Source organism: Ruegeria profundi (assembly GCF_001507545.1).
Classification (GTDB): domain Bacteria; phylum Pseudomonadota; class Alphaproteobacteria; order Rhodobacterales; family Rhodobacteraceae; genus Ruegeria; species Ruegeria profundi.
Map to the genome: position 1 here is coordinate 184,891 of NZ_LQBP01000007.1, position 16,385 is coordinate 201,275.

Annotated in this window: 19 protein-coding genes; 8 read left to right on the plus strand and 11 right to left on the minus strand. The window is 57.9% G+C overall.

Features of this window, described 5'->3' with window-relative positions; genetic code table 11:
* Window positions 1–42: 42 nt before the first annotated feature.
* Entirely contained in the window at window positions 43–612 is a 570-nt protein-coding gene (locus AVO44_RS14620; RefSeq protein ID WP_068338237.1) for a gamma-glutamylcyclotransferase family protein, read from the minus strand.
* Between the two features lie 93 nt (window positions 613–705).
* Here AVO44_RS14620 and AVO44_RS14625 point away from each other — a divergent pair, with 93 nt between their 5' ends.
* Window positions 706–1,152 carry an RrF2 family transcriptional regulator gene (locus AVO44_RS14625; RefSeq protein WP_068338239.1) on the plus strand — a complete coding sequence of 149 codons (447 nt, stop codon included), beginning with the start codon at window positions 706–708 and terminating at the stop codon, window positions 1,150–1,152.
* Here AVO44_RS14625 and AVO44_RS14630 read toward each other — a convergent pair.
* Entirely contained in the window at window positions 1,149–3,677 is a 2,529-nt protein-coding gene (locus tag AVO44_RS14630) for an ABC transporter permease (RefSeq protein ID WP_068338241.1), read from the minus strand. The two genes, AVO44_RS14625 and AVO44_RS14630, sit on opposite strands and share 4 nt — an antisense overlap.
* Window positions 3,674–4,369: an ABC transporter ATP-binding protein gene (locus AVO44_RS14635; protein ID WP_068338243.1), complete on the minus strand. Its 696-nt coding sequence runs from the start codon at window positions 4,367–4,369 to the stop codon at window positions 3,674–3,676. The genes AVO44_RS14630 and AVO44_RS14635 overlap by 4 nt, the downstream gene beginning before the upstream one ends.
* Window positions 4,370–4,416: 47 nt before the next feature.
* On the opposite strand from AVO44_RS14635, the gene AVO44_RS14640 reads away from it, so the two are divergent.
* Window positions 4,417–5,067, plus strand: a complete 651-nt coding sequence (locus AVO44_RS14640) for an arylesterase (RefSeq protein ID WP_068338245.1) — start codon at window positions 4,417–4,419, stop codon at window positions 5,065–5,067.
* On the opposite strand, the gene AVO44_RS14645 is transcribed toward AVO44_RS14640, so the two are convergent.
* From AVO44_RS14645 to ettA, 6 genes are all read right to left on the minus strand, one after another.
* Window positions 5,054–5,614 (minus strand): L,D-transpeptidase, encoded by a 561-nt coding sequence (locus AVO44_RS14645; protein ID WP_068338248.1) that lies wholly within the window; start codon window positions 5,612–5,614, stop codon window positions 5,054–5,056. The two genes, AVO44_RS14640 and AVO44_RS14645, sit on opposite strands and share 14 nt — an antisense overlap.
* Before the next feature lie 188 nt (window positions 5,615–5,802).
* Window positions 5,803–6,009 carry a cold-shock protein gene (locus AVO44_RS14650; protein WP_068338249.1) on the minus strand — a complete coding sequence of 69 codons (207 nt, stop codon included), beginning with the start codon at window positions 6,007–6,009 and terminating at the stop codon, window positions 5,803–5,805.
* Window positions 6,010–6,221: 212 nt separating this feature from the next.
* The gene (locus AVO44_RS14655) at window positions 6,222–6,755 is read right to left on the minus strand and encodes a hypothetical protein (RefSeq protein WP_068338251.1); all 534 of its coding nucleotides are present in this window, start codon (window positions 6,753–6,755) and stop codon (window positions 6,222–6,224) included.
* 451 nt (window positions 6,756–7,206) lie between these two features.
* The gene (locus AVO44_RS14660; RefSeq protein WP_157769987.1) at window positions 7,207–7,731 is read right to left on the minus strand and encodes a hypothetical protein; all 525 of its coding nucleotides are present in this window, start codon (window positions 7,729–7,731) and stop codon (window positions 7,207–7,209) included.
* The gene (locus tag AVO44_RS21080; protein ID WP_157769988.1) at window positions 7,724–7,921 is read right to left on the minus strand and encodes a hypothetical protein; all 198 of its coding nucleotides are present in this window, start codon (window positions 7,919–7,921) and stop codon (window positions 7,724–7,726) included. Before AVO44_RS21080 ends, AVO44_RS14660 begins: the two co-directional genes overlap by 8 nt.
* A gap of 28 nt (window positions 7,922–7,949) precedes the next feature.
* Complete coding sequence (gene ettA, locus AVO44_RS14665; RefSeq protein ID WP_068338255.1) at window positions 7,950–9,617, minus strand: energy-dependent translational throttle protein EttA; 1,668 nt, start codon at window positions 9,615–9,617, stop codon at window positions 7,950–7,952.
* Between the two features lie 137 nt (window positions 9,618–9,754).
* Here ettA and AVO44_RS14670 point away from each other — a divergent pair, with 137 nt between their 5' ends.
* The 3 genes from AVO44_RS14670 (at window position 9,755) to dacB (ending at window position 12,423) form a co-directional block, all read left to right on the plus strand.
* The gene (locus AVO44_RS14670) at window positions 9,755–10,225 is read left to right on the plus strand and encodes an MOSC domain-containing protein (protein ID WP_068338257.1); all 471 of its coding nucleotides are present in this window, start codon (window positions 9,755–9,757) and stop codon (window positions 10,223–10,225) included.
* A 32-nt stretch (window positions 10,226–10,257) separates the two neighbouring features.
* Entirely contained in the window at window positions 10,258–10,878 is a 621-nt protein-coding gene (locus AVO44_RS14675; RefSeq protein ID WP_068338259.1) for a nicotinate-nucleotide adenylyltransferase, read from the plus strand.
* A 66-nt stretch (window positions 10,879–10,944) separates the two neighbouring features.
* Complete coding sequence (gene dacB, locus AVO44_RS14680; protein WP_068338261.1) at window positions 10,945–12,423, plus strand: D-alanyl-D-alanine carboxypeptidase/D-alanyl-D-alanine endopeptidase; 1,479 nt, start codon at window positions 10,945–10,947, stop codon at window positions 12,421–12,423.
* A gap of 2 nt (window positions 12,424–12,425) precedes the next feature.
* On the opposite strand, the gene AVO44_RS14685 is transcribed toward dacB, so the two are convergent.
* Window positions 12,426–12,848 carry a tellurite resistance TerB family protein gene (locus AVO44_RS14685; protein ID WP_068338262.1) on the minus strand — a complete coding sequence of 141 codons (423 nt, stop codon included), beginning with the start codon at window positions 12,846–12,848 and terminating at the stop codon, window positions 12,426–12,428.
* An 83-nt stretch (window positions 12,849–12,931) separates the two neighbouring features.
* Window positions 12,932–13,399 carry an Lrp/AsnC family transcriptional regulator gene (locus AVO44_RS14690; RefSeq protein WP_068338265.1) on the minus strand — a complete coding sequence of 156 codons (468 nt, stop codon included), beginning with the start codon at window positions 13,397–13,399 and terminating at the stop codon, window positions 12,932–12,934.
* 108 nt (window positions 13,400–13,507) lie between these two features.
* On the opposite strand from AVO44_RS14690, the gene phhA reads away from it, so the two are divergent.
* The 3 genes from phhA to AVO44_RS14705 all read left to right on the plus strand — a co-directional run bounded on the left by phhA (window position 13,508) and on the right by AVO44_RS14705 (window position 16,366).
* The gene (gene phhA / locus AVO44_RS14695; RefSeq protein WP_068338266.1) at window positions 13,508–14,308 is read left to right on the plus strand and encodes a phenylalanine 4-monooxygenase; all 801 of its coding nucleotides are present in this window, start codon (window positions 13,508–13,510) and stop codon (window positions 14,306–14,308) included.
* 7 nt (window positions 14,309–14,315) lie between these two features.
* A complete protein-coding gene (locus AVO44_RS14700) occupies window positions 14,316–14,669 on the plus strand; it encodes a 4a-hydroxytetrahydrobiopterin dehydratase (RefSeq protein ID WP_068338268.1) in 354 nt (117 codons plus the stop codon).
* 122 nt (window positions 14,670–14,791) lie between these two features.
* Window positions 14,792–16,366: a lysine--tRNA ligase gene (locus AVO44_RS14705; RefSeq protein WP_068338371.1), complete on the plus strand. Its 1,575-nt coding sequence runs from the start codon at window positions 14,792–14,794 to the stop codon at window positions 16,364–16,366.
* Window positions 16,367–16,385: the final 19 nt, after the last annotated feature.

Consider the following 16,385-nt stretch of genomic DNA (forward strand, 5'->3'; position numbering starts at 1 on the left):
ATCTGAATTCGTGAAAGGCAGGGCCAAAGGGTCCTGCCTTTTTCATGCCGTCTGAACGAACCGGACTGCAAGGCGGTGCAGGCGGTCGTCTACAAACTCGGTCTCGTGTGATTTCAGCCGTTGGTGGCGTGTGTATCGCGGTTCGGCTCGGTCATTTAGAATTGGGGCCTCCCACCCATCGGTCGAGGCAAAGAACCGATCTGCGCCCTCTTCTCCGAAGGCGCGCAGATATCCCTGCACCACGACGTCGATATAGCTGAGCAACAGCGGATGGCGGTTGGTCGGGTCGTTTTGGCGTTCGTGCGGCACTGCGTAAACGGCGATCTCAACGTTGTGGGTCAGGGGATGCGTGACCGACTGCGTGGCGGGCACCCGGTCATAGGCCCATTCCCGTTCATCCAAAGCAGCCCAGTCGTTTCCGGGGACATGGGCGATCATCCCTTCGATTTCACAGTTCGGATCCGGGACTGCGGTCAGGAAGGCCACCGGGCGCAGATCCGTGTGGCGCCATGCGCGCCGCCATCCCTTCAACCGGGCTGGGCGCGGATCGGGGAAATCATGGGTCGAAAGGTTCACAAGGCTGCCGTAGCCAAAGAAATAAGGGTCAGCCATGGGCTCATGTCCTTCAAATGCGATTGATGTATGTCAAACCGCTTTTTTATCAGACATGCAATAAGGTCTTACGCTGAAGTGAGGGAGGGCATCATGCGTATTACCAAGCGGACAAATATTGCAGTGCGGCTGTTGATGTATTGTGCTGCGCATCCGGATCGGTTGGTGACAAAGGCCGAGATCGCGGATGTCTGCAATATCTCGGAAAACCATCTGGCGCAGGTGATCAACCAGCTAAGCCAGCTGAACTACCTTAGCACCCAACGCGGCCGTAACGGCGGCATGTCTCTGGCGCGCCCTGCTGATCAGATTCGTATCGGGTCGGTGTTCCGTCATGTGGAGGGGAACCTGCCGATTGCAGAATGTTTTGCCGATGCCGGCAACACCTGTCCGCTGACGGATGCTTGCCGCCTGCGCGTGGCTCTGCGGGATGCTGCCGAAGTCTTCTACGCCTCGCTGGACGAAATTACGCTGGACGCGCTGGTCTGTGACAATGACCGGCTGTTGCAGATCCTGCAACCGGTGGCCTGCGTCCGCTAGTCCGTGGCGCGTAGGATACGGGCTGGGCGAACCGCCAGGGGGCGCAGGGCAAACAGAATGCCTGCGGCTAGGGTCACGGCGATGCCAGCAAGGACAATGCCCAGTGCCGAAGACCAGATGACAACGAACCCGGTGTCAAAGATATAGGTGGCAACGGCCCAACCTCCGATTATACCAGTCAGCAGGGCAACGCCGCCTGCTGCCGCACCAAGAAGGACCGAGCGCAGCGCAAAGCTGAACAGGATACGTCGCCGGTCTGCACCCAGCGTCTTGAGGATCGCGGATTCGTAGCGACGCGCGCTTTCTCCTGCGGCGGCGGCTCCGATCAGAACCAAGAATCCGGTCAGCAACGAAATGCCTGCTCCGTAAGAGGTCGCTGCCGCCAATCCGGACAGAAGACCAGAAACGCGGTCAATCGCATCACGTACCCGGATGGCGGTGATGTTCGGAAACTGCCCGGCCAGATCACGCAGGATGGCGGCCTCAGCATTCTCTTCGGCGTAAACAGTGGCGATAAAACTGTGCGGGGCACCTGCAAGGGCTGACGGGTTCATCGACATGATAAAGCCCATGCCAGCGGTTGAAAAATCAACTTCGCGCAGGGAGGTGATCTGCGCGGTGATATCCCGACCCAGGATGTTCACGGTCAATTCGTCGTCAAGGGACAGACCCATTTCTTCGGCCTCTTCTGCCGCGAAACTGATTTGTGGCACGCCCGCGTAGTCGTCAGCCCACCATTCCCCTGCCGTGATCCGGGTATTGTTCGGCGGAGCGGCTGAGTAGGTCACGCCCCGGTCGCCATCCAGCACCCAATGATCTCCTGCCACCTCGCGCGCGGGCTGACCGTTGATCTGCGTGATGATCCCGCGCAGCATCGGCGCGCTTTCGATACGGCTGACAGCGGGATCAGAGTCCAGCCGTTCGGTAAAGCCGGGCATCTGGTCCTTCTGGATATCGACAAAGAAATACGACGGCGCCACATCCGGCAAGTTGCCCGAGATCGCGTTGCGCAATGTGCCGTCGATCTGGCCAACAGCAGCTAAAACCGAAAGACCCAACCCTAGCGACAACACGACCGAGGCCGCCCCTTCACGCGCGTCAGATATAGCGGACAAAGCCCACCGCAGGGCGGGTCGCCCGCGTGCCGGGGTGGTGCTGACGCGGGCCAGTTTGCGGATCGCGACGGCAGACAAAGCCAAGAGAAGCAGAGCGCCCACCAGCCCTCCGCTGGTCCAGAGTGTCAAGCGGGTCGAGCCGCTGAACCATGCCGCTGATGCGACCAGAAGCGCAAGCCCGACGCCGGTTGCCAACACGAACTGTATGCGAGGAAGGGTGCGCGCCGAAGATAGCGCATCCCGGAACAGTGTCGCTGCGCGTACTTCTTCTGTGCGGGCGAGGGGCCAGAGCGTGAACAGAAAAGCTGTCAACGCTCCGTAAAGTGCCGCCTCGGCCAGCGGTCGGAGGTAAAGCGCAAAAACCGCAGGCACCGGCAATTGAGCCTCAATTAGCGGAGCCAGCAGAACAGGAAGCACACCACCCAGCACAAGTCCCAAAAGGATGCCGATGCCGGACAGGACACCGATCTGTATCATGTAGGTTTGAAAGATCGTCGCGCGATCTGCCCCCAAGGTTCGCAGCGTCGCGATGGTTTCGGTCTTTTGCGCCAGATAGGCCCGGACGGCGGCTGAAACACCAATACCCCCGACGGCCAGCCCGGACAGTCCCACGAGAATCAGGAAAGCGCTTAGGCGGGCGACAAACTCGGCAATCCCCGGTGCACCATTGCGCGCGTCGGTCCAGCGCATGCCGGTGCCGTCGAAACTCTGCCGTGCGGCGGCTGACAGGTTGTCCAAGTTGGTGTCAGGTGGCAGTGCCAGACGGTACTTGGTGGAAAACAACGTTCCCGGTGCCAGCAGGCCAGATGCCCGCAAGTCCTCCGTTCGAACCAATGTGCGCGGCCCAAGGGCAAATCCATCTGCAGCACCGTCCGGCTCGTGGATCAGGGCAGCCATCAGCACGAAATCCTGTGTGCCAAGGGCAAAGCGGTCTCCGACGGACAAGCCCAGCCGATCCATCAGCACCGGGTCCATGACTGCGCCGGGCAAGTCCTGCGCGCCATCCAAAGCGGTGGATAAGGGCTGTTCCGGGTCAAGCCGGGGTAGGCCCAACAATGGATAGGTCGCATCGACTGATTTTACCTGTGTTAGCGCGCGCTCGGGTTCCTCGCCCCGCCGGACCACTGCCATCGAGCGGAAATCGACCACCTCGGAGACTTCCGTCGCGGTCCGAGACATCCAGTCGCGTTCTTCCTGACTGGCGAAGCGGTACGTGAACTCCATTTGGGCGTCGCCACCCAGCAATGCCGCACCTTCCTGGGTCAGGCCGGCCTGGATGGCTTGACGCACCGATCCGACGGCAGCAATGGCGGCAACACCAAGCGCCAGACAAGCCAGAAACACCCGAAAGCCCGGTAGGCCGCCCCGCAGTTCGCGGCGCGCCAGACGAGCGGCCAGCCGCAGGCTCATTCTGCGGCCTCTTGCTGGATGTCTTCGGCAATGGTTCCGTCTCTTAGCCGAACGACCCGGTCGCATTTGCGTGCCAGACTGTGGCTATGTGTGACTAAAACCAGAGTTGCGCCGTGCCTGTCGCGCAGATCGAACAGCAAATCAACGATGGCGGCACCGGTTGTCTCGTCCAGATTGCCGGTTGGTTCATCGGCCAGCAAAATCTGAGGCCGCGGCGCGGAAGCCCGCGCCAGGGCCACCCGTTGTTGTTCACCCCCCGAAAGTTGCGCCGGATAGTGATCGCGGCGATGCGACAGACCAACGGCTTCAAGCTCTGCGCCTGCCCGATCAAACGCATCACGATGTCCGGCCAGTTCCAGCGGCGTGGCCACATTTTCAAGTGCCGTCATCGTCGGGATCAGGTGGAAATTTTGGAAAACGACCCCCATCGCGTCGCGACGCAAGCGGGCCAGCGCGTCTTCATCCATATCGGTCAGGTTGTGGCCCAGTGCGGTGATCACGCCCGCCGTTGCCCTTTCCAACCCGCCAAGCAGCATGAGCAGCGAGGATTTGCCTGACCCCGAAGGCCCAACCAGCCCCAGTGTTTCGCCTTGCGATACCGTCAAAGTGATATCGTGCAGGATATTCACCCGCCCGGCATTGCCATCCAGCGACAAAGCGGCATTTTGAAGCGAAAGAACGGGTGTTGTCATAGGTCTGTCCAAATGGGAGTTATCACTTGGGATATGGAGCAGTTCTGATGTTGCGCAAGGCTTTGATGTCGGTGCTGTTTATGTGCTGCGGTATTGCAGCCACAGCCGAGCAGGTCGTTATCGCCGCTTTGGGAGATTCGCTGACACAAGGGTACGGGCTGCCGCAACAGGACGGATTTGTGCCTCAGTTGGAGCGATGGTTGCAGGCGCAGGGTGAAGATGTGCGTTTGATCAATGCGGGGGTGTCCGGTGATACGACTGCCGGGGGCGCAGCACGGGTAGGCTGGACCCTGACCTCCGAGGTCGATGGAATGATCGTTGCGCTGGGTGGAAACGACTTGCTGCGGGGGATCGACCCGGCGGTGTCGCGCGCCAATCTCGAGGCGATTATCCAGGCCGCCGATGCGTCAGATGTTGAGGTTCTGCTGATCGGTATGCAGGCGCCTGGAAACTATGGGATCGATTACAAAGAGGCGTTTGACGCGATGTACCCAGAATTGGCTGAAGCTTATGAAACAGGCTATGCCCCAAGTTTCTTCACCGGATTGACTGCCGAAGGCGATCCGGATGCCGCCCGGAAATTCATGCAACCGGATGGCATCCATCCAAACGCCCAAGGCGTGGCCTTGATCGTAGAAACCCTTGGCCCCTATGTGCTGGACCTTGCGCGCGACACAGAAGTGATCAGACGACCGTGACCACCGTGCCGATCGGCACGCGCGCATACAGATCTATCACATGCGAATTCAGCATCCGGATACAGCCGTTTGACGCAGCGCGCCCAATGGTTTGCGGTTGAGTTGTGCCATGAATGCGGAAATAAGTGTCGATCCCGTTCTGAAACAAATACAGCGCCCGTGCGCCGAGCGGGTTGTCGCTTCCGCCGGGCTGCACATAGTCGTTATCCTTGAAACGGGCATAGGTAACGGGTTCACGCTCAATCATCTCGTCGGTGGGGCGCCATGTTGGCCACTCTTTCTTGACGTCAATCGTGGCGGTGCCCGTAAACTCGAGCCCGGCTTTGCCGACACCACACCCGTAGCGGATCGCCTTGCGTGGTTCGGTCACGAAGTAAAGGTAGAAGGACCGTGGCACCACAAGCAACTGGCCCGGCAGAAAGTCTTTCTTGATCCGCACGTATTGCGGCGTGGGATCGTATTCGACAGCTTGGTTCTTTGCCGTTGCAATGCCGGGCACAAGGCCGGCAGCGGCTGATGCTGTCAGGAATGTACGACGCGTGAACATGGCAGCTCTCTTCGACAAAACTGAATAAACCTAGACATAATGTCGAGAGGATAGCCGATTAGGTCAATCGCTGCAGTAAGTAACCTGCATTTGATGTCATCTCGCGGCCACACTTGCGGGCAGCAAAACGATGCAGTGAATCTGTCAGGGCAGGATAGGGCAGAGGAATGCTCTGCCCTTAGAGCTGCTTATACAAGCTCGATGTTGTCAGCGCTTTCGCGGCCGTCACGACCCGAGCGCAGCTCGAACGTGACTTTTTGGTTGTCGGCCAGACCGGTCAGGCCCGAACGCTCGACGGCTGAGATGTGCACAAACACGTCCTTGCCACCTTCTTCGGGTGCGATGAAGCCAAAGCCTTTGGTTGTGTTGAACCATTTAACGGTGCCTGCGGGCATATCCGTTTTCTCCTGTTTTAATGCTGCCCACGGGGTTGCGGCAGCCCGGCGTCGTCGTCTGGATCGAATGACTGAGCGCCGATAAAGGAGACAGTAGGTCGAAGTAGAAAAACGTAAGCGCGGTCCTTATGCCATTGGTAAAGGCGCAGGGCAAGTGGCGTCTATCGGAAGTGCAGTCTGGGCAACAAACAGCCGATCGTAGCAGGGCTGGTTCAGATATTGTACATCTTGCTTTCCATCGGGAACATCTTTCGGATCGCTCTTAGGCTGTTTTCCGAAAGGACTAGTGGTTTTTTGTCCTTCTCTGTTTTTTCAGCTCCTTCCGACTGATTGACATGCGGAAGCTGTTTTTGATTTTTTCTGGCGCGAGAAAACGCTTTCAAACTACGAGTTTGTATCGCTTCGGCTAAAGCAGGAAATCTTCGGTCGTCCATTTGACGTGACAACCACCGGTTCAACTGTTCTGTATTTTCTAGCCGAAACAGACGGTTGATATGGTTGTTGCCCGCGCGATCAAAGGCGTGGGCTTCAAGGCTGAGTGGGGACAGGTTGTCGGTAGAAATCCAACTGGGTGCAAGCTCTTGCCAAGCCGGGTCCATGCCTACCGAGCCGAATTGAATCCAGTGTTCGAAGTCCATCTTGGAGTTCTCATCCCACGTGGGCTGGTAGTTGTAGTTGCTGTCGGAGTCTGGTTTGAAAAACCGATAATAGGACCACAGCATGTCGGCGGGATGTCGGGTGGTCATGAAAAATTTGAGCTTTGGGTGATGGGGGTACAGCTCTGCCAGCTTAGCTTTGACATAGGGCGCCGTATCGTGGGGGTGAAAATTTTTGACCTGACCGGCTACGTCGACTGCAAAGTCCCCGTGTTTCTTGGAAATGTAGGGCCAAAGATGTGTACGAATAGATGTAGAGCCACATCGCGGTTTGGATATGAAAACAAGGCCCTTGGAGAAAAGTACTCTCACAAATTTGATCCTTTGGCTGTCTGTCTGCGGTGGTGTTGGCCAACAGACGCACACTGAAACAGTTTGGTCGCGTTGCCAAGCTTGCAAGCTGTGGCAAAAACAAAAAGGGGGGGCGGCGCAACGCGTGATACCCGGCGTGTTTCAGGCGCGTTTCGGATCAAGCCAAAGACCGTTGCGCGCGCATTTTTGGGGGCTCAGCGCGAGGACAGGAAGCCGCATGCAATGGCGTTTAATCGGATACAGGCAGCTCTTGAACCGTTGTTCTGTATCGTTTGGACGCAATAAAACAGCGCGGTAACTGATCGATCACCTCGTCGATCGGGTCATACACACGATCTGCTTTTGCCTTCAGGTCAGCCGGGATGTCCTTGGGTGCGCGGTCCCGTCGTTCAGGCGGTTTGAACTCCAGCCCGGTAAAGCGCGAGATGGTATCCTGGTATTCCCAAATCGCGTCATAGTGGACACACAAAACAGGAACGTCTTCGAAAGTCACCCATTCCTTGATTTGACGCGCCTGCTGAAGCACGTCGCGCTCGAACAGTTCGTCGTAGGTTCCATTGGCGTGCAGGTGATAGAAGTGCGATTCGATCCAGTCTGGACCATATCCTTCCATCGCGGCATGGACGGAAAACGCGGAATCCTTGGCCGGTCCAAAGCAGAACACGACTCGTGTGTTTTCCGGCCAAGAGGACAAAGATTGGGGGAAGTCATGTGTTTTGTATACGCAGGGTGCACGGAATGTCGCGTCATTCATGCGGGCGACAAAGCTCGAGTGTTTCACGGCTCTGGGCTTGATTTTTTTCAATGATTTTAAAAGAGCCAGGAAAGTCATCGTGCTGCCTGACCGGCCATTGCTTGCGACTATAACGCAGTTTTCCGGGGCATTTTGCAGCAGACGCCGCAATTGCAGCGGCGCGAGCCTTTTTCGAACGCTCCGCATCCATTTTTCCCTGCGGGCTTTGATAAAGCCGATCACCGCGCAAACTTCTTGTGTTTCAACCGCTTGGGCTCCAGTGCGTCCGGGCCGAGCCTGCGCTTCTTGTCCTCTTCGTAATCTTCGAAATTGCCCTCGAACCACTCCACATGCGCGTCGCCCTCAAAGGCCAGAATATGCGTGCAAATCCGGTCGAGGAAAAAGCGGTCGTGGCTGATGACCACGGCGCAGCCGGCGAAATCGACGAGGGCGTCTTCCAGTGCGCGCAGGGTTTCGACGTCCAGATCATTGGTTGGTTCGTCGAGCAGCAGCACGTTGCCGCCCTCTTTCAGCAGGCGGGCCATGTGGACGCGGTTACGCTCACCACCTGATAGCAGCGAGACCTTCTTCTGCTGGTCGCCGCCCTTGAAGTTGAAGGATGAGCAATAGGCGCGGGAATTGACCTGTGCATCGCCCAGTTGGATGACCTCGGCGCCGCCTGTGATCGCCTCCCACACGGTGTCGTTGTCCTTGAGGTCGTCGCGCGACTGGTCGACATAGGACAGCTGCACCGTATCGCCTAGCGTGATGGTGCCGCTGTCGGGCTGTTCCTGCCCGGTGAGCATCTTGAACAGCGTCGATTTACCGGCACCGTTGGGGCCGATGACGCCAACTATACCGCCGGGGGGCAGGGCGAAGTCCAGCCCTTCGATCAGTTGTTTGTCGCCCATGTGTTTCGACAAGCCCTCGACCTCGATCACCTTGCCGCCAAGGCGCTGGCCGTTGGGTATGACGATCTGGGCGCGGGTCAGCTTTTCGCGCTCGGACTGTTCGGCCAGATCGTTATAGGCGTTGATCCGGGCTTTGGATTTGGCCTGACGGGCCTTCTGGCCCTGACGCATCCATTCCAGCTCGCGCTGCAGGGTTTTCTGCTTGGACTTGTCTTCACGCGCTTCCTGCTCCAGCCGTTTGGCTTTTTGTTCCAGCCATGAGGAATAGTTGCCCTCATAAGGAATGCCGCGGCCACGGTCGAGTTCCAGAATCCAGCCGGTGATGTCATCCAGGAAATAGCGGTCGTGGGTGACGATCAGGATGGTGCCCTTGTAGTCGATCAGGTGCTGTTGCAGCCAGGCGATGGTCTCGGCGTCCAGGTGGTTAGTCGGTTCGTCGAGCAGCAGCATGTCGGGCGCTTCCAACAGCAGCTTGCAGAGCGCAACGCGGCGTTTTTCACCGCCTGACAGCGTTTCGACATTGGCGTCGTCGGGCGGGCAGCGCAGCGCCTCCATTGAGACATCAATCTGACTGTCGAGGTCCCACAGGTTCTCGGCGTCGATCGCGTCCTGCAGGGTGGTCATTTCCTCCATCAGCTCGTCCGAATAATTCTCGGCGATCTCCATGGCGATTTCGTTGAAGCGATCAACCTTGGCCTTTTTCCCGGCCACGCCCAGCATGACGTTTTCACGAACGGTGAGGGATTCATCCAGCTGCGGTTCCTGCGGCAGATAGCCGACCTTTGCACCCTCAGCCGCCCATGCCTCACCCGTGTAGTCGGTGTCGAGGCCCGCCATGATCTTCATCAGCGTCGACTTACCCGCGCCGTTGACGCCGACGACACCAATTTTCACGCCGGGCAGAAAGCTCAGGTGGATGTTTTCAAAGCACTTCTTGCCACCGGGATAAGTCTTCGAGACACCCTGCATGTGGTAGACATATTGATAGGCGGCCATGTCGCGTCCTCTGGGTCGGGGAATTCAGGTTGAAACGCTAGATATCCAAGCCGGGCGGGCGGGGCAAGCTGGAGGTTTTGTGATTTTTACCGCTCACACGTGTCGGCTAGGTTGGCGGCATGGAATAGGGGGATAATTTGTCGGAATTGGCTGAATTGATCGCAGGTTGGGCACAGCCTGGACGGATCGAATGGATCGGTGTGCGGCCAGATCGGCGCGCGCCCATGACTGCAGTTGAAGAGCTTACCCTGACTGCAAATGGGCTAGACGGCGACCGGGGCCGCGCGGGCAAGCGGGCGGTGACGCTGATCCAGCAAGAGCATCTTTCAGCGATTGGCTCGTATCTGGGGCAAGGATCGGTCGCGCCTGACATTCTACGGCGCAATCTGGTGGTATCGGGGATCAATCTGTCGGCGCTCAAGGGGCGCGAGGTACGGGTGGGCGACGCGGTTTTGCGCTTTACCGTCATCTGCGCGCCCTGCAGCCGGATGGAAGAGGCGCTGGGAAAGGGTGCCTATTCCGCTGTCCGTGGGCACGGGGGATGGTGCGCCGAAGTGGTGCAGCCCGGACGGGTCAAGCTGGGCGATGTGGTGCAACCTGTTGATTGACAACGACCCGCAGTTCTGAACATCAGCAGGGGATGTTGCGAAGCTTTATTCCATATGCGCGGTCCGGGCAGGTTGTGGGTTTGTTCGGTGGGTCATTTGATCCACCGCATCCGGGGCATGTGCATGTCACGCTTGAGGCGATGAAGGCGTTTGGACTGGATCGGGTATGGTGGCTGGTGTCGCCGGGCAATCCTTTGAAGGAACATGGGCCGGCACCGCTAGCGCGACGGGTCAATGCGGCCAAGACGGTGATGAGGCATCCGCGCGTTGAAGTCACTGACCTGGAGGCCTTAACCGGGACACGGGCAACCGCTGACACACTGGCGGCGTTGCGACGCCTTTACCCACACGTGAAATTCGTGTGGTTGATGGGGGCTGACAATCTGGCGCAGTTCCACAAATGGAAAGACTGGCGTTTGATCATGGACAGCGTTCCCGTGGGCGTAGTCGCGCGACCGGGAGACAGGATTTCCGCAAGGATGTCTCCGGCAGCGCGGATTTACGCAAAGTATCGCATCGACGGGCAGGCGCGGCACTTGCTGGGGCGGGCGCAGGCTCCGGCTTGGTGTTTTATCAACGCACCGATGATCAATGTCAGCTCGACCGAGATCAGAAGTCGCGGCGATTGGAGCGGCAGGGTGTTGCCCGAATAGCCCCTATCGGCGCATAATCTTATTCAATGGTTGTGCGCCTGTGATCTCTGGGATTTTAATTGACCCATGGTTGAACGTATTTCGCGACGTCTGTTTCTTACAGGTCTTGGGGTCTCGGTCCTGTCGGGTCAGGCTTTGGCTGATGCACCTTTGCATTCCTTACGGCCACAGATGCGGGGCGACCTGCCCAGTGGGGCAGAGCGCCTTATTGAGGCCGCAAGGTTACGAGGCGAGGTTGTCTTTGCCGTGGCCGATGTAGAAACCGGCGCACAGCTTGAGGCGTTTGGCGGTAATCAGGGCTTGCCACCCGCGAGTGTCGGTAAAGCTTTGACCGCGCTGTATGCGTTGGATGTTCTGGGTGCGGACCACCGATTTGAAACCGCGTTGATGGCTGACGGTCCCATTGAAAATGGGGTGTTGAAGGGGGATCTGATCCTGGTGGGTGGCGCGGACCCGTTATTGGACACCGATGACCTTGCCAACATGGCCGCGAACCTGCGTGAAGCCGGCATTACCGAGGTGCGCGGGGCGTTCAAGGTGTATGACGGCGCGTTGCCCTATGTGTTCAGCATTGATCCGGGGCAGCCGGATCATCTGGGATACAGCCCGTCCATCAGTGGTATTTCGCTGAATTTCAACCGAGTCCATTTTGAGTGGAAGCGGGCTGGCAACGGGTATGATGTGACCATGGACGCCCGAACTGCCCGCTACAGACCGTCCGTTGATACGGCCGCGATGCGTGTTGAGAAGCGTAACTTGCCTATCTACACCTATCAGCCAAGCGCGCGGCAGGATCGCTGGACAGTCGCCCGCGCTGCGTTGGGCAATGGTGGCGCGCGCTGGCTGCCTGTCCGCAAACCTGCGCTTTATGCAGGGGACGTGTTCCGGACGCTGGCTCGGTCTAACGGGATTGTTCTTGGACGTGTCCAGATCACGCGGGAAACGCCCCAGGGGCAGGTTTTGGTTGTCCACCAGAGTGATCCGTTGGAAAGCATCCTGCGGGGGATGCTGAAATACTCAACCAATATCACCGCAGAAATGGTGGGCATGGCGGCGTCCAGAGCGCGCGGGGCGGACATTCAAAGCCTGGCGGATTCGGCGGCCGAGATGAACCGATGGGCTAATGAAACTTACGGTGTGACCGGGATTGCGATGGTGGATCATTCGGGGTTGGGCGATGCGTCCCGCGTGGCACCCGAAGATCTGGTGACAGCTTTGGTCGCTGCCCGAAAGGACGGCGCACTGCGACCGCTGCTGAAAAGTTTCGCCCTAGTCGACAGTCAGGGTCGTCCGGTCAGGGATCATCCAATCAAGGTGGATGCCAAAACCGGAACACTGAATTTCGTGTCAGGGCTGGGCGGGTTCATGACGGCTCCGGATGGATCGGAACTGGCGTTTGCAATATTTACCGCCGATGTCGGCCACCGTGCGACGATCCCCCGCGCGCTGCGCGAACGTCCCGACGGTGCCCGCAGCTGGAACCGCAGGTCACGCAAGCTGCAACGTGCCTTGATCGAACGGTGGGGATCGCTGCAGGGCAGTTGATCTCAGGTTGTGTGACGCGCCCGGGCACCGCGTTCAATGGCCGCTGCGTGCAGGCGATCGATGTTCAACTCGTAGCGGATTTCTTCCAGAAGGCGCAGCTCGGTCTCGGCCAGGGACCCATCCGCCGCGGCGACATCACAGGCCAGCGCATAGGCCGTTTCATGCAACCGGTCCGGCAGGTTGTCGCGGATCAGGCCGAACAGGGCATCTAGGCCGTCTTCCTGTTCGAAAAGGTCGAACACGACTTGGGATACGCGCCGCGTACGGTCAGCATCATATTCCGCGAAAACCGGCAGCATGTTGACTGCGCCTTCGATCTTGACCAATTCAGCCGTCCGGATTGTTTCATCCGACGCAGAGATCGCAACCATGATCGCAACAAGGCAATCCTGTGGGGACATTGGGTGAGCTACTTGTTGGGTCATGGTGTCGTCCTGCTTGGGCTTTTCTGCACCCGCACGATAGGTGGACTGACAGGCAGGTTCAACGGATTTTGCCCTCGACCCGGTCAGAGAATCGGCAACGGTCCCCTCGTTTTGGTCTGGCGCAGCACGAAATTGCTGCGGGTATCGCGCACCAAACCGGATTTCAGCAGACGCTGCATGATGAAATGTTCCAGGTTTTCGGGTGTTTTGGCATAAACCTTCAGAATGAAATCATGATCGCCGGTGATTGAGGCGCATTCGACGATCTGCGGTTCTGTCTCAACAAGTCGCAGAAATGCGGTGATGCTTTCCTCTTGGTGATCGCGCAGCGCGACATGGACATATGCGATAGCGTCGAGACCTACGGATTTGGCTCGTACCTGCGCAGTATACCCGGACACCACACCAGACGCTTCGAGATCGCGCACGCGACGCCAGCATTGCGAGGCAGATAGGCCGGTACGGTCCGCAAGCTCTTGCATCGACAATCGGCCATCAATCTGAAGCTGGCACAGGATGGCAATATCAGCGGCTTGGAGATTGTGTTTCATGAAATCTGACTTTGCGAAATATATATATCAAAATGACCTAACTTCTTTGAGGTTTCAAACGAAAACCACCGGGTTTTCAGGCTATACTTTCTGATCGGAGGAAAAGTGATGCCAAAGTCGACCAAGTATGTTTCCAAAGTGGCCGATGCACGCGGCCACATCACCTATACAGCCGAGGAAGACGCCGTTTGGGCTGATCTTTACGCCGCGCAGCAAGAGAATGTGCAGCGTTACATGGCCCGCGACTATCTTGCCGGGTTGGAACGGCTAGACTTGCCGAAGACCCGAGTGCCGTCTTGCGCGGATATCTCGGACCGGCTTTTGGACCTGACAGGTTGGCGGGTGCAGCCCGTTCCGGCGCTGATCGGGTTCAAGACCTTCTTTGGTATGCTGGCGGACAGGGTATTCCCCGCCGCGTCCTTCATCCGTTCGCGTGAGGATTTCGATTACATCGAAGAGCCCGACATCTTTCATGAGATTTTCGGTCATACACCGTTGCTAAGCGATCCGCGCTTTGCGGCGTTCAGCCATGCGATTGGAAAGGCGGGGGTTCAGGCCAGCGAAAAAGACTATGCCTGGTTGATCCGGCTTTATTGGTTCTCAATCGAATTCGGGCTGCGCCGTCAGGATGGTGAGATCAAGGCGCTGGGGTCGGGGCTTGCGTCATCGCCTACGGAACTTGTCTACGCCGTAGAAAGCGATATTCCCGACCGCGATCCGTTCGATGTTCTGACTATACTGCGCACGCCGTATCGGATCGACATGCACCAGATGGGGTACTTCGTGTTAAACTCACCCGAGGAGCTGTTTGCAGCCGCCGAGCGTGACCTGCTGGCAGATGTACATCAGGCGCAATCCCTTGGATTGCTGCCAAACAAGTTCCCACCCAAGTCAACCGCAGCGGAGTGAACCCGTCATGCCACAATCAGCAGAAACCTGCAGCCTGTCCGACCGAACCTGTGTGCCATGTTCCGGTGGCGTTCCGGCTTTGACCCAAGCCGAGGCCGAAACGCATATGGCCGAACTCGCGCCTGATTGGAGACTGGACGAAGAAGCCAAAGAGCTCAGCCGTCACTACACGTTCAAGGGTTTTGCCAAAGCGACCTATCTGGCCAATCTCTGCGCGTGGATGGCAGATCAGCAGGGGCATCACCCGGATGTAACTTTTGGCTGGGGCTATGTTGACGTCAAGCTGACCACGCATGAAATCGGTGGCCTGAGCGAGAATGACTTTATCTGGGCCGCGAAACTGGACCAGATGACTGCGTAAAACAGCCATTCCATCACGAAAAACAGCGGGCTTTATTGACTCATGCTGCACCGGCACAATAGGAGGGGCCGGTCGGTTGCATGCGGCGACTGACGCTGATTTTCCCGATGGAGCAAATAAATATGTCTGAACTGCGCGAAACCGCGATGTCGTCCAAGGCCTGGCCTTTTGAAGAGGCGCGCCGGTTGCTCAAACGCTATCAGAAAGGTGCTCCGGAAAAGGGATATGTGCTGTTTGAAACAGGGTACGGCCCGTCGGGATTGCCGCATATCGGAACGTTTGGTGAGGTGGCGCGGACCACGATGGTCAAGCGCGCGTTTGAGGCACTGTCCGACATTCCGACCAAGCTGATCTGTTTCTCGGACGATCTGGACGGCATGCGCAAGGTTCCCAGCAACGTGCCCAATCCTGAAAAGCTGGAAGAACACCTGCAGCGCCCGCTGACCTCGGTCCCTGATCCGTTTGGCGAATATCCCAGCTTTGGTGAGCATAACAACGCGATGCTGCGCCGGTTCTTGGACACGTTTGGTTTCGAGTATGAGTTTTACTCGGCCAAAGAGTTCTACGAGTCCGGTCAGTTCGACGAAATCCTGAAGCGCGCTGTCGAGAAATATGATGACGTGATGGCCATCATGCTGAAAAGCCTGCGGGAAGAGCGGCAGCAAACCTATTCGATCTTTCTGCCGATCCATCCGGAAACGGGTAGGGTTCTGTACGTGCCCATGAAAAAGGTCTGTGCCGAGACCTATACCGTTACCTTCGATGACGAGGATGGCAAGGAATGGACCGTTCCTGTAACAGGTGGCAACGTCAAGCTTCAGTGGAAGCCGGACTTCGGTGCGCGTTGGGCGGCGTTGGGCGTCGATTTCGAGATGTATGGCAAGGAGCACGCCACCAACGAAAAGATTTACGATGGGATCTGTCGCGCGTTGGGCGGACGCGCACCCGAGCATTTCTCATATGAGCTTTTCCTGGATGAGAACGGTCAGAAGATATCCAAGTCCTCTGGCAATGGTGTGTCGATTGACGAATGGCTCACCTATGCGCCGACCGAGTCGTTGGCCTATTTCATGTATCAAAAGCCCAAGACGGCCAAGCGGATGCATTTTGATGTGATCCCGAAAGCCTATGACGAGTATCACCAGCAGTTGCGTGCGTATCCGGGGCAAGACCTGAAGGCACAGTTGAACAACCCGGTCTGGCACATCCATGGCGGTGATGTTCCAGAGTCGACCTTGATCGTGCCCTTCGCGATGCTACTGAACCTTGCGTCGGTTTCTGGTGCCGAGGACAAGGAGGCGCTTTGGGGCTTTATCCGCCGCTATGCGCCCGAGGCCACAGCCGAGAGTCATCCCGACCTCGATCAGGCAGCCGGGTTCGCGGTGCGGTACTTCAACGACTTTGTCAAACCGACACGTCAGCACCGTACGCCGACGGATCAGGAGCGTGAGGCGCTTGAGGCGTTGAAGGCTGCTTTGGAGTCCTATGACGGTCCTATCGAAGACGAGGCGCTGCAATCGGTGGTTTACTCGATCGGGCGCGAGCGGTTCGACCCTATGCGCGGTTGGTTCACAGCGCTTTATGAGGTGCTGCTGGGCGCCTCGCAGGGGCCGCGATTTGGTGGATTCATCGCGCTATACGGCGTGAGCGAAACGATCGACCTGATCAACAAGGCATTGGCCGGTGAACTGGTCTGATTTGACCTGACATCGCGTG